The sequence below is a fragment of the Polynucleobacter arcticus genome (assembly GCF_013307205.1).
GTDB classification, from domain to species: Bacteria; Pseudomonadota; Gammaproteobacteria; order Burkholderiales; family Burkholderiaceae; genus Polynucleobacter; species Polynucleobacter arcticus.
Genome location: NZ_CP028940.1, coordinates 776,666 through 789,691 on the forward strand (window position 1 = coordinate 776,666; position 13,026 = coordinate 789,691).

Below are 13,026 nucleotides of genomic sequence, written 5' to 3' on the forward strand. Positions count from 1 at the left end.
TCTATAAAAACCGATATCAGCAATAATGACTACAACATCCATTCCTCATCACCACATCAGCCATACGCTTGGTAAAGTATTTTTGGTTGGTGCTGGTCCAGGCGCTGTAGACCTCATTACCGTTCGCGGCGCCAAATTGCTTGAGCGAGCCGATATTGTTTTTTATGACGCCCTAGTTGATCCAGGAATGCTGACACTGTGCCCACAGGCAGAGCTGGTAGAGGTAGGAAAGCGTTGCGGAAAACTATCTTCAGCACAGCAATTTATTAATAAACGCTTGGTAGATGCGGCACAAAAACATCAAATCATTATTCGGCTTAAGGGCGGTGATCCAATGCTCTTTGGCCGTGCAGATGAAGAAATTCAGAGTCTTCGGAATGCTGGAATTGCCTTTGAAGTAGTGCCCGGCATTACTGCAGCTCTAGCAGGTGCTGCGAGCATTCAGCAATCGCTCACGCTGCGAGGAGTCTCGCGTAGCGTGGCATTCATCACTTTGGCCCAGGGTACTGAACCTATTGCTCCTGGACAGCCCATTTCCAATCCTACGGCCGATACCTTGGTGTATTACATGGGTCGTAAAGATGCAGCACGCATTGCGCAACAGCTAATTGAGCAAAGCCTCAACCAAAGTAGCAGTACGCCGGTACAAATACTAGAGGCTGTAAGCACTCCACGTGAGCGTTTATGGACAAGCACCCTAGAGGAGTTAGCTGCTGGTAAAGCCGACCTATGGTTTGATAGCAGCTCACCTGCACTCATTATGATTGGCGAAGCCTTGAGAAACAAAAACCAGGTAAATGGAAACTTAGAGCGCCCTAGCTCCGAAGTCGACAATCGCTTGCAAGACGGCCAAATCCTCACCAACAGCAGGCGTCGCGCTTAAGGTCATGTTGGGGAATTTTCCTCGGCACTCTTCCAGCAAGACGGGGAAGTCATTTCTAAGATGTCCGCCCTGACCAAAGAAGACTGGCACTATAGTTAAATCCGTAGCCCCTTTGGCAGCAAGAGTAGTCACTGCCTCTTCTAATGAAGGCTGCATCAATTCCAGAAAAGCCAACTGAACAGGCGTACTAGGATGTTGCTCCTGCCACAATTGAGCAAGCCGATCAAAAGGCTCACGCCAACGGGCGTCACGAGCACCGTGTCCAAACAAGATGATGGCTTTCATAGATAGCTTTACACTCTTATTAATATGATTTAACTGCTTTAAATTCCGTTAATTGGCTAGTTAACAGATTCGTTAAACGATCTACTGAACGATTTAACCAATAGCTTAACCTGATTTTAAGACCCAATCGCCACTCTATGACTACCTTACTCAGCCAAACCTGGTTCATCGCCCTCATGAGCATCACATTAATCGGGGCCGTGCTATCCGCAGTTCACTATGCTGAAGTGATTGCACATAAGACAGGTGAGCCATTTGGCACCTTAATTCTATCTATCAGTGTGACGATTATTGAGGTATCCCTGATTATTTCTATGATGCTCACGGGCCATGAAGGATCGGAGTTCATTGCTAGGGATGCAGTATTTGCAACAGTCATGATTGTGATGAATGGCGTTATTGGTTTATGCATTTTTATGGGGGGGCTCACCCACCATGAGATGACTTTTCGCAATGAAGGTACCAATTCTGCACTAGCTGTATTAACCGCATTAGCTACATTCATTTTGGTGATGCCAATCGTGACCATTAGCACGCCTGGTCCGGATTTCACTAAGAGTCAGCTTGCCTTTGCAGGTATTGCTTCTTTTGCGCTGTATATTGCATTCCTTTTCTTTCAAACAGTGAGTCATCGCGACTATTACCTGCCTAAGAGTGTAGATAAGAAAACTGATAGCAATGCTCACGCCCAAAAGCCAAGCAATCTCAAAACTGCAGTCAGCGGGGTCTTACTCGCTCTTTCGCTCATCACGGTAGTAGGTCTTGCTGAACTGCTCAGCCCGGCTATTGAGCGGGGTGTTGCTGCGGCTGGCGCACCCAAAACGATTGTAGGTATTGCGATTGCACTCCTCGTATTGCTGCCAGAGGGCTTTGCTGCCGTTCGGGCCGCCAGAGCAAACCGACTTCAGAGTAGCTTGAACTTGGCTTTGGGATCAGCTTTGGCCAGTATTGGCTTGACGATACCGACTGTTGCAGCAATTGCCATTTTCTACAACTTAGACCTGAGTCTTGGCATCAGCACTCTCAATATGACATTAATGTACTTGTCATTCTTTATTGGGGCACTCACTCTCGCGATTGGCAGAACTACCCTATTGCAAGGGATTGTTCATCTCATTATTTTCCTGGAGTACTTATTCTTAAGTTTGGTCCCGTAAAAAGCGATCAAATGAGAAGAGGGAAAGTTACCTAGAATGAATAAGCGACTTTAATGCCGGCCTCTACAGTAGTATTTGCTGGCTCATAAGCAGTCAGTCGATAGTTCACTCCATTAATCGCAATAGTCTGTGTAACTGAATTGGAGTTTTGAATATTCCAGTAAGTCAGGTAAGGACCAATGGACCACTCAGAAAATTGATACATTGATGAAAAGCGCAAACCATAGCCTCGGAATTGCTGATTCGTAATGTCTGGCAGATAAGATGCTGCTTGGGATAAATGCGAAACCTGAGTCCCTTGAATCAAATAGTCGTATTCAAAATTAGTCTCTAGTCTATGAACCTCATTGATCTTCATGCGATGCGTTACCCCAATGGGCAAGTAGACGTAATTACTTGAGCGATTATAAGAATTAGCACCTGTGCTGGTTTGACCACCTTGGTTATCAAAGAGGTAGCGATAGCCGATTCCAGTATAGGGAGCTAAAACAAAACCACCCAATTCAGAGAAGCTAAAGTCGTGACCTAATAATCCACGCAAGTCATAGTAAGAATAGGGAATGTTACTTTCAGTACCACTACCAGCGTATTTGGCTGACCCATAGGCATAACGCGCATCAGCCTTGACAAACCAGTCATTGCCAAATGCATAGATGCCCGAGTAATCAATACCTACCAGTGCAGAATTAATCACAACATTCAAACTAGGCTCTTTGTATTGGTAACCAGAGACCGTTAGCCCAAGAGTATTGCCAGTTTGGGTGGTGATATTGACCTTGGAATCTTGTGCATAAATATTAGATGTAAGAGCAAGCAAAACCAGCAGCAACCAAGGCAGCTTGTTCTTCAAAACTAATTCCTTCCTAAAGTAACGCCATCCCTGAGAACCTCATAGTGCAAATGAGGCCCAGTTGACCTTCCCGTAGAACCTACCTTGGCAATGGCTTGGGACTGCTTCACAAAGTCGCCCTGCTTTACTAGGATTTCTTGGGCATGGGCATATCTCGTAACCACTGCATTCTTATGCTGCACATCAACTACATAACCATACTCTTGATCCCAGGCCGCACGAATAACGACTCCTTCAGCAGTTGCCAGAATCGGTGTGCCATAAGCCGCTGGGAAATCGGTTCCCTCATGCCAGGCCGTTTGTTGAGTAATGGGATCGACGCGATACCCGAGTCCACTGGAGGCTTGCGGCATCAGCGGTAATGGTGAAGCAGTTGGTATGGAATTCGATACATCCCAAGTTTGCGTGAGGGACTTTTGCGCCTCTTGAACGCGATTGCTCAATGCTATGGAGTCTTGCACAGTGCGATCCAGACGAGCACCGTATTGTTCACCTTGATTACCTAAATTAATAACAACATTCGCTGGACTGAGCGGCCCACCCTGGGCATTGCCAAGATGCACTACATTACTACCGTAGTTAGCTGAGTAGTTAGGTGAATATCCGGCCACACTCACACCATTGGTTTTCGATAGCGCAATACGTAAATCATCTAACTGAGCCAGATTACGCTGCGCTTCATCCAACCGAGCTTGGAGCTCCATCAGCTTAGTTTCGTAATCATCTTCAGAGTTTGCAATAAAGCGCTTTTCTAGGAGGTCTTTTTTCTCCATCGCATGCAATATATCTTTAGTCTCACTAGTGAAGTCATTAATGGCGATATTTGCACCTACTAGCAATGCGAAGCTAAGCGCCCCACCAAAGACTACATGGCGGGCTGTGAGAGAAATCTCTCTGACTTTGCTGTGCGGTCCAGTCATGATTAATATTTGCATTTGTATTACCTGATCCCTGAATTCATTTCCAAGATTGGTTGCATCACTGCCATGACGATTCCCAAAACCATTAAGCCCATTGCCAATATTAATAAAGGTTCGAGCAAACTGGTAAAGATTTTGGTTTTTTGCTCAGATTCAAGCTCAGCGTTCTCGGCACCGTACTTCAACATCTCCGCTAATTTACCCGAAGCCTCGCCTGAGCGTATCAAGTGAATCAAGATAGGTGAAAAGACGCCCTGACTACCCAAAGCGCGCGATAAGCTAGTACCCTCGCGTAAGCGCACCTCAGTTGAATCAATGGCCGCTCTTAATACGGAATTTCCTAAAGTGCTACGTGCGCTATGCAACGCTGTCAGGATGGGTACATTGGCAGAAACCAACATCGCCATCGTATTGGCAAAGCGCGCCGTCTCAAAACCTAAAAGTAAAGGGCCTAATAAAGGCATATTGAGTAAAGCGCGGTCTACCTTTAAACGAATATCTTCCTTAGCAAGCGCGCGACGGCTATAAAAGATAGCGGCCACAATCAAGATCGCCAACAGCCAACCCCAATTGACGATGAATTCGGATAAACCCAAAATAAAGCGGGTAGAAAAAGGCAGTGCCTGCTTTGAACTCTGAAACACCCTCGCAATCTGCGGCACGACGTAAGTCATTAAGAACAATACGATCATGAAAGCCACACCCGTCAGCATCGCTGGATACGCTAAAGCACCCATGGCTTTTTGCTTAAGGGCTTGACGTTTTTCTAAGAATTCAGCAAGCTGTGTGAGTACCTGGCCCATCTTGCCTGACTGCTCTGCAGCCCCTACAACCCCTTGATACAAGGGATCAAATGACAGTGGTTGGCCAGCAATTGCCTTAGATAATGGCAAGCCTGCGCGTAACTCAGCAACTACCGCCTGTAATACTGTTTTGACGTGTGCCTGGCTCGCCTCTTCCGCTAGCACGGAGAGTGCTTCATCAATTTGTACACCTGATCTGACTAAGATAGCCACTTGTTTAGTAATGATGGCGAGGTCTGCACGACTGAGCGGCTTATTTTCTGAAAACCATTTATTCCAAAAACGCTGTTTACCCCACTCGGTCTCTAGCTCAATGTTTACTGGCACTAATTGCTTTGCCATTAAGGCCTGGCGCACTGCGCGCACAGTGTCACCTTCTACGCTACCGCGCTCAGTCTTACCCGCGTAAGTGAGGGCTTCAAAGCGATAGCGTGGCATGGCTCATCAATTGGATGGAGTAGTGGATTTGCTTAGTCAATTTCTACAGATCCCGTTACACGCAGGATTTCTTCTGGAGTAGTTTTACCCTCAAGCACCCAACGTTTACCATCATCAGCCAAGGTACGCATGCCCCCAACTAAAGCTTGCTTACGAATATCACTCTCTGCAGCATGTTGATGAATCAATTCCCGAATCTTTTCATTGGTAGTCATGAGCTCATAAATACCAGCGCGCCCACTGTAACCAGATTCGCCACAAGTGGGGCAACCTTTACCACCACAAGCCGAGCACGACATCCGAATCAGGCGCTGACCCAGTACACCCAATAAAGTCGATGAAAGCAAGAAAGGCTCAATACCCATATCGATTAAACGCGTCACTGCGGACGGCGCATCATTGGTATGCAAGGTAGCCAAGACGAGATGTCCTGTTAAGGATGCTTGTACTGCAATCTGCGCAGTCTCTAAGTCACGAATCTCGCCAATCATCACAATGTCAGGGTCTTGACGCAAGATCGCGCGCAATGCTCTAGCAAAGTTCATATCAATGCGGGAGTTCACCTGAGTTTGACCAATGCCATCGAGGTTGTACTCAATAGGATCTTCCACCGTCATGATGTTGTTAATCTTGTTACGTAAGCGTAACAAGGCCCCGTATAGGGTCGTGGTCTTACCACTACCCGTTGGACCAGTCACCAAAACAATGCCGTGCGGACGATGAATGAGTTGATCGAATTGATTGAAGGTATCTTCAGCCATACCCAAAGCACGCAGGTCGAGACGATCGTAATTCTTTTCCAATAAACGCAGAACAACACGCTCACCATGCGAGGTTGGCAGTGTTGATACACGCACATCAATTGCGCGCCCACCAACTCGTAAGGAGATACGGCCATCTTGCGGCATTCGTTTCTCAGCAATATCGAGTGAGGCCATAATTTTGATACGAGAGACCAAAGCAGCATGGAGGTCACGGCGCATATCAACAATGTCACGTAAATTGCCATCTACTCGAAAGCGCACCACTGACTTGCGCTCGAATGCTTCCAAGTGAATATCGGAAGCACCATCACGACTCGCTTGCTTGAGCAAACTATTAATCATCCGAATGACTGGTGCATCATCATTCATCTCCAAGAGATCTTCGGAGACTGGCATTTCTTGTAAGAGACGAGACAGATCTACTGCCTCTTCAACTTCATCCACTACTTGCGAGGCATTGAGATCGCCTTCAGCATAAGCAGCATTGAGCGCCTCTAACACTGCTTCACTTGTTTGCTCAATTCGCTGAATAGGACCTACTAAACGACAGATCTCTTGCAATACCGAAAGATCTGTCTCAGGGCTATGAATCAAACTGGGGACGCCCTCTTCTCCATCCTCATTTGCAGCACTCCCTTTGATCAGCAAAATCTGATTTGCCTTGGCATAACTAAAAGGAATACGCGGAAGTTGCTGCATACGCTCTATTGAATCGTAACGGGAACAGGATTACCAAAACTCGGGGCGGGTGAAGGTCTCACTGGGATCGCTTGATTGACTCCAGACGAAGGTAGGTTTTTCCCGGGAGGTATCAAAGGCGGCTCAAACTGAGAAACGCGTGGCAAATTCTCCTTGGGGAGGAGCATAGGAGCCTGCTTGAAGCTATCTTCTGTTTGCTGAACCAAGTTCAAGCGATTGCTTGTGATATCTGCAGATTGGTCCCGATCCCGCAAGATATAAGGACGAATGAACACCAACAAATTCGTTTTAGTACGGGTCTTAGAGTCAGAACGGAACAGAGCGCCTAAATATGGAATGTCTTTTAAGAATGGAATGCCGCTCGAGGTATCTGCGTAGTTATCCTCAATTAATCCACCGAGCACAATAATTTGGCCGTCATCTACCAATACATTGGACTCGATATTGCGCTTATTTAAAATGATGCCAGATGCAAAGTTGGGATTCGAGATTGAAGATACCTCTTGATAGATCTGCATCTTCACAATTCCGTTATCCGAAACCTGAGGACGGACACGCAAAGTTAAGCCGACATCCTGACGGGTATAGGTTTGAAATGGAGTAACAGTACTAGTCGAACCAGTCTGCGCATACGATCCCGTAATGATTGGGACATTCTGACCAACCACAATGCGGGCCTCTTCGTTATCTAGAGTAATCAGATTTGGTGTGGATAAGATGTTAGTTCCAGCAGTGGTCGATAGCGCGGTAATTAATGCCGACATACCATAGACACCATTAAATTTAGTCAGTAAGCCTAAGTTCAGACCTTGCTGTGGAGGCAACTGAACACTGGTCGCTGTGCTTGCACCGGGATTCAGAATATTTTGTACGTTTTGTCCCAGACCTAAGATATTGGAGCCAGCCTGTCCAGCGGAATTGGTAAAGTTGGTACCGCCGAAGCCCACGTTTTGATTGCCAGAACCAATGAGGCCTTGCCATTGAATACCCAGTTGGTCCGCATTGTTTGAGCTGACTTCTACAATTAAGGATTCGATGTAAACCTGGGTACGACGACGGTCCAGTTGTTCAATGACTTGACGCAAGCTGCGATACAAAGGTTCACTGGCAGTAATGATGATGGAGTTGGTTGCTGGCTCCGCCTGAATAATGCCACCGGTAGTTGGGTTGCTTGTGCTGGTGAGAGCTGAGGTAGCAGCAGCTGAACCTGTAGCGCCCGGAGCCGTATTCATTTGCTGGTTAGCTGGTGGTTGATTGAGATTGGCTGCAGGATTAATCGCGCCTGGCTGACCCGGGGTTCCACCTATTTGCGCAGATAAGGAAGCATCTGCTGCCACAATGGCTCGCAGAGTCACAGCCAACTTGGTTGCTTCCGCATTCTTGAGTGGAACCACCCAAATATTGCCATTATTCGAAGTGGGCACATCTAAGCGCGCTACCAATACCCGAATCTGACGAATACGCTCTGAGCTCGCGCCACGAATCAGCACCGAATTGCTCCGAGGCTCAGCCAAAATCATCGTCTTTAAAGCGGGGTCAGCACCACCCGTTGTTGCTGTATCCAGAACCTTACTGAGAATCGTTGCCATATCAGTAGCGATGGCGTAATTCAACTTAATACTTTGGACATCACTCGATGTTGGTGCATCAATTGATTCAATCAACTGTCCAATACGCTGAATATTACTGGCGTAGTCCGTGATCACAATCGTGTTATTGCCAGGATAGGCATTAATGGTGTTATTGGGTGATACGAGTGGGCGCAATACCGGCAAAAGATTATTGGCAGATTCAAAATTGAGTTTGAATACGCGCGTAATGATCTGATCACCGCCCTGCTTACTCTTTCCGGTCGTTACAGAATTGCTAATTAACTTCGCATCTGACTCGGGTACTACACGATAGACACCGCTCACATCTACCAGCGCGAAGCCAGATGTCCGCAAGGCTGTAGAGAAGGCATCAATTGCCTTGGCTTTGCTTAGTGGCTTATTGCTAATCAGGTTAATCGTGCCTTTCACTTTGGCATCCACCAAAATCGTTTGGCCAGTAGCCTTAGCCAGAACACTAGCAACGGATTCGATATCTGCGTTAGAGAAAGAGAGGGTAACTACACCATCATCAGGCACACTAATATTGGAGGGTATGCTGTTTGTACGGTTAGCTGGCATTGATTGCGCATAAGCAACAGGCAGCACAGCGCTTTCGCCCACAAAGCAAAGGATGATCAAGAGCGCAATACGCTTCTTGAAATAGAGCTTCAGTGTGTTCTGAGTTTGACTCAATACGTTTAACGCTGTTTTCATACTGTCTTCATGCTGTTTTCTTTATGACCGCGGTTCTTCACTTGTAAATCTATCTCAAAACTTCAGGCGATAGGTATCGCCTTCTTTTTTACCCAACAATGACAACAAACCAATCAAGGATTCTTGTGCCTCTGGCGATGCACTTGCTTCACCAGAAAAATGCATTCCTTGGTTACTGCCTTGATTACTACCTGGATTACCAAATCCACCCTGCCCTTTTAGCAAGAGCGGTCCACTAGAGGTCGATAAAGTCCAATTCACCCCATCCTGTCCAATATTGGCAGAAATCTCATATGCGCCTAACGGTTTTACAGGACTAACAGGGCTGGTGAGCTTACTTATGATAATTCGAATTACCCCTGAAGCAGAGGTATTTCCAGCATTTGAGCTCTCAAAATTGATCAAATTGATGTCGGTCCAGCGGGCTCCTAAATCTCCCCTGGGACGAAGGGTGCTCCAGGGGTTACCCAAACCCTCCAATATATTGGCTGGCAGCTTGATTTCATTAGCCAGAATTTGGGTTTTCGCCAGACTCCAGTGAATCAGCTGAGTTTGTTCTAAAGCAGCAAATTGCAGCTCGGTTACACAAGAAAATGAGGATAACTTGCAAGAGCTAAGCCAATGAAAGCGCTCAGTAACTGACAAGGGCTCTCGGCAACCACCAGAGGAAGCGTTGGGCTCTGAAAAAGCCAAGGCTGCACTGCCCTGCCAAATCGTTCCTGTTGGCTGATGCAAGATCACACGACACGCAGACTGATTTGCCAAAGCTCCACCAATCCAAGTCACTGGTAGCTGATAAATCATCACCGTCAAACATGCCAGCAGCAAAACAGGCCAAAACAATTTGGGTAATTTGGGGTATGAGAAATCCAACACTAACTTCATCTAGACACTCCCACCTGAGCGCCATACTGCATCAACACTCCATTAATACTCACCATACCAGCGCCCGTAGTCGCAACTACATTAAGCTTTTCGGGATACAGGCGCCACGTAGTGCGTATCTCATCCAGCGCTTCTAGCAAGATTGAGAACATCACATCACTTGCCTGAAACTCAATACGCGGCGGGTTATCTGCAGATAAACGCAGGACGCTGGGTTTGAGCCCACGTGCAGTCAACACATTACGAATCTTTTGCAGCTCCATATCATCAAGCAAGGTGACAGTTCCTGGGGCAGCACTAAATGAAGATGTCGATCCCGATGCTGCTGTGGTTTTGGCCAACTTGACGAGGTTTTGTAATTGCGACCACTGCGCAGGTCGCAATTCCAATTGATCACCAATCCGTTGCGCATAGGGTGCCAAGACATAGCTGTACAAAATCAACGCAGCGATCAACACAGCAAATAAGGCCAGTAAACCTAAAAGTCGCTTGCGCTGACGCTCCATTAAATCTTGCATCAATAACGGCAATTGTTTGAGATCAAATTTGCTGCGACTATCAATATGAGAATGACCATCTTCAGGATTCGCAACAGGGGCCGATGAGGGAGCCGATGAAGCAGTCGCAGCGGAAATCGTTTGTTGCCAGTTTTTAAACTGAGATCCTAATTTTTTTAGATCCTGTATTGAGTAATCTTTACTCAATACCTCTCTCAGTTGCTTGAGGGCAGCCATGATCTTTTCGGAGAAATTTCCTGCAGGGCGCTGATTCATCATCTGAGCCTCATGATCCTAGCCCTGCAAAGGGCTCCAAGCGATAGCGATGAGGCCCGATCACTTTCACCATAAAGCCCAATGACCTCGCTTTTTGGATCACTTGGGCACTGGTTTGATTCATGCTACCAGACTTAAATTCAAAATCGATGCCATATCCATCGTAATTAATCTTTTGCAAAACGTCAGGGCCATACCCAGCTCTCAATAACTGTAACTTGGCTGCCATCGGTGCAAAATCGGCATCCGACACTAAGCCTTGTCGCCTCTGATCCTGCGCTACTTGCTTTGTCAACGTATCAATTACGGCACCTGTCGCCTGCTTACCATCAATCGCCTTGTCTTGATTGAGTTTGGCTATGGAGGCGGGAGTGAGAGATTGCACTGCAAGCACCTCCATTTGATTACCCCAACGCCAGTTATCCAATACTAAGAAACTTAAATGCAATGCATAACCCAAAAGAACAGTGGCTAGTAAGTAAGTAGCCCACCGCGATGGCTGATGCCATAGTGCTGGATTAGTCCATGAGGTGTTTGCGCCGACAGCTAAATCTTTACCTGCACGCTTGCGTTTGAGCATGTCAGAAAATTGCGTGAATGCGGAGCCAGAACCTGCTTCACGCCTAAAGGTTTTGGGCAATAAATTCAATGCGTAATTTGCAGAATGACTGGAAGTCGTTTCTTGCATAAATCGTTGCGCGCCCTCTACAAGCAGAGGCCAGGAGAGCTCGGTGAGATGAGCATCCTTTACCGACTGAGGAAGCGTGATTTGATCTGGAGTGGCATGGTCCACATTGTTCTCTATCCAAGCTAGACCAAGCTGATCACTAGAGCGGGCCGTGAAGATCATGTTGTCACCGTGCTGCTGATAAGCGATCACCCTTTGCTCACCATGAACTGGCAAATTCAATAAGAAACAATCCGGAATCAAGCGAACCCGTTGACTCAGGAGACCTTCTAATTGTTTGCTTAACCAGGTATACCAAGCTCGATCAATCAGCGCGATCACTCTTTGCATCGCGGGTTTGCCAGGCACTGGTGGTAAAGCTTGAACTGATAAATTCTGCGCGCCCGTTAAAACATATTCCTCAATGAGGTTCGGAAGTATTTGCTGTAATTTTTTGGCATTGGCCAATGGGACTTTTACTTCGATCAAACGTACATCAATGGTCGGCAGTAAAACCAGCACTTCATCGGCATATGGCATTGACTCGGTTGTGCCAACACCATTCTCTGAGTTGGATTGGGCTGGATCAGAAACTTTAGAAGTAGGCTCGTCTATTAAACACCATGCAAATTGTTCAGCACATGCCAAGTCCTGCCATTCGCGTGCAGAATCACTCTGCGCACTAGATGCACCAGAGCCAGCACCAATAAATGGCTTAAGAGGACAACATACTATTAATAAGCTCAAATTGAGAATTCTTTGAATGTTTCAGCCAGAATATTTCCGATCCAATTACTCAACTGCCATTTTCCCAGTCTTGCTCCAGATCACTTGCGTGAAATTACCACTGGACAACGGGTTTTGTGACCGCTGAATCAATGCAGAATTAGCAAATATACCTCTTCCCATGCGTATTTCTGAGCGCGCTAACCAATATTGGGAGCGGACATCCACTAAAGAGGCATCAATAGTGATGCCTTGGGCGCTTCCTAGCTTATTTAATAGGCCAGTAATTTCATCTACGCTCTTGATTGGGGCAGTCGCTCTTAGTTGTACAAAAGCGCCTGCTGCCGACCGAGAAAGCCCTGGAATAGCGGCCATCAACACTTCAGGTGGGGCTGTATTGACGTTAACTGACGTTAAAGTTGGCAAAACAACAACAAAAGATCTTATCTTCTCTAAAATATCGGAATTATAGTAAGTCAGCCTTAACAGACCCTCTAAGTCATAAACGGGCATATCCGTCTGCAAAATACCTTGGGCCGTCTGCTGAGCGAGGCCTTTATCTAGACCTAAGGTCTCCAATAGGCGCCCATACTCTTGAACTCCAGCTGGATTAATGGTTTTGAAGCCTTTGTCCCATAAATTGCTTAAATTGAAGCGGCTTTGGGCGTCAATCAGTTGCCCTTGCAGACTTACTGCAGCGATTTCATCTGGAACATCAGTATTTTTTAAGAAATCCGCTACCTTACCGTCAGCTAGAGGTAAGGCCCAAGCTTCGCCCAAATGGTCGTATTGACTAGTGCGCTGATCTTCAACGAGTACCAAGCGAGCAAAGTCGATGGCGGCGCGTTGCAACCACTCCGCCTGAATGCG

Annotated in this window: 12 protein-coding genes; 2 read left to right on the plus strand and 10 right to left on the minus strand. The window is 46.8% G+C overall.

Annotated elements, in window-relative coordinates:
• Window positions 1–25 precede the first annotated feature (25 nt).
• The gene (gene cobA, locus DN92_RS03985; protein WP_173960041.1) at window positions 26–883 is read left to right on the plus strand and encodes a uroporphyrinogen-III C-methyltransferase; all 858 of its coding nucleotides are present in this window, start codon (window positions 26–28) and stop codon (window positions 881–883) included.
• Here the strand turns inward: cobA and DN92_RS03990 are convergent.
• Window positions 806–1,168 (minus strand): sirohydrochlorin chelatase, encoded by a 363-nt coding sequence (locus DN92_RS03990; protein WP_173960042.1) that lies wholly within the window; start codon window positions 1,166–1,168, stop codon window positions 806–808. The genes cobA and DN92_RS03990 overlap by 78 nt on opposite strands.
• A 137-nt stretch (window positions 1,169–1,305) precedes the next feature.
• Between DN92_RS03990 and DN92_RS03995 the strand changes: the two genes are divergently transcribed.
• On the plus strand, window positions 1,306–2,325 hold the full coding sequence (locus tag DN92_RS03995; protein WP_173960043.1) for a calcium:cation antiporter: 1,020 nt from the start codon (window positions 1,306–1,308) through the stop codon (window positions 2,323–2,325).
• Between the two features lie 31 nt (window positions 2,326–2,356).
• Here the strand turns inward: DN92_RS03995 and DN92_RS04000 are convergent, their stop codons facing one another.
• The 9 genes from DN92_RS04000 to gspK form a co-directional block, all read right to left on the minus strand.
• Window positions 2,357–3,175, minus strand: a complete 819-nt coding sequence (locus DN92_RS04000; RefSeq protein WP_173960044.1) for a hypothetical protein — start codon at window positions 3,173–3,175, stop codon at window positions 2,357–2,359.
• A 2-nt stretch (window positions 3,176–3,177) separates the two neighbouring features.
• Complete coding sequence (locus DN92_RS04005) at window positions 3,178–4,095, minus strand: M23 family metallopeptidase (RefSeq protein WP_173960045.1); 918 nt, start codon at window positions 4,093–4,095, stop codon at window positions 3,178–3,180.
• A gap of 20 nt (window positions 4,096–4,115) precedes the next feature.
• Window positions 4,116–5,336: a type II secretion system inner membrane protein GspF gene (gspF, locus tag DN92_RS04010; protein ID WP_173960046.1), complete on the minus strand. Its 1,221-nt coding sequence runs from the start codon at window positions 5,334–5,336 to the stop codon at window positions 4,116–4,118.
• Between the two features lie 32 nt (window positions 5,337–5,368).
• Window positions 5,369–6,799, minus strand: a complete 1,431-nt coding sequence (locus DN92_RS04015; RefSeq protein ID WP_173960047.1) for a GspE/PulE family protein — start codon at window positions 6,797–6,799, stop codon at window positions 5,369–5,371.
• A 5-nt stretch (window positions 6,800–6,804) separates the two neighbouring features.
• Entirely contained in the window at window positions 6,805–9,105 is a 2,301-nt protein-coding gene (gene gspD / locus DN92_RS04020) for a type II secretion system secretin GspD (RefSeq protein ID WP_173960048.1), read from the minus strand.
• Between the two features lie 54 nt (window positions 9,106–9,159).
• The gene (gene gspN, locus DN92_RS04025; RefSeq protein ID WP_173960049.1) at window positions 9,160–9,990 is read right to left on the minus strand and encodes a type II secretion system protein N; all 831 of its coding nucleotides are present in this window, start codon (window positions 9,988–9,990) and stop codon (window positions 9,160–9,162) included.
• A complete protein-coding gene (locus DN92_RS04030) occupies window positions 9,987–10,766 on the minus strand; it encodes a type II secretion system protein M (protein ID WP_173960050.1) in 780 nt (259 codons plus the stop codon). Before DN92_RS04030 ends, gspN begins: the two co-directional genes overlap by 4 nt.
• Before the next feature lie 7 nt (window positions 10,767–10,773).
• Complete coding sequence (locus DN92_RS04035) at window positions 10,774–12,177, minus strand: type II secretion system protein GspL (protein WP_173960051.1); 1,404 nt, start codon at window positions 12,175–12,177, stop codon at window positions 10,774–10,776.
• A gap of 45 nt (window positions 12,178–12,222) precedes the next feature.
• Window positions 12,223–13,026: type II secretion system minor pseudopilin GspK (gene gspK, locus DN92_RS04040; protein WP_173961247.1), on the minus strand; the 804-nt coding region annotated here is incomplete at its 5' end.

Coding starts and splice junctions, on each gene's coding strand:
- DN92_RS04030 (WP_173960050.1), bottom strand. CDS start 10,766: ATGATGAATCAGCGCCCTGCAGGAAATTTCTCCGAAAAGATCATGGCT.
- gspN (WP_173960049.1), bottom strand. CDS start 9,990: ATGAAGTTAGTGTTGGATTTCTCATACCCCAAATTACCCAAATTGTTT.
- cobA (WP_173960041.1), top strand. CDS start 26: ATGACTACAACATCCATTCCTCATCACCACATCAGCCATACGCTTGGT.
- DN92_RS03990 (WP_173960042.1), bottom strand. CDS start 1,168: ATGAAAGCCATCATCTTGTTTGGACACGGTGCTCGTGACGCCCGTTGG.
- DN92_RS03995 (WP_173960043.1), top strand. CDS start 1,306: ATGACTACCTTACTCAGCCAAACCTGGTTCATCGCCCTCATGAGCATC.
- DN92_RS04015 (WP_173960047.1), bottom strand. CDS start 6,799: ATGCAGCAACTTCCGCGTATTCCTTTTAGTTATGCCAAGGCAAATCAG.
- DN92_RS04005 (WP_173960045.1), bottom strand. CDS start 4,095: ATGACTGGACCGCACAGCAAAGTCAGAGAGATTTCTCTCACAGCCCGC.
- gspD (WP_173960048.1), bottom strand. CDS start 9,105: ATGAAAACAGCGTTAAACGTATTGAGTCAAACTCAGAACACACTGAAG.
- gspF (WP_173960046.1), bottom strand. CDS start 5,336: ATGCCACGCTATCGCTTTGAAGCCCTCACTTACGCGGGTAAGACTGAG.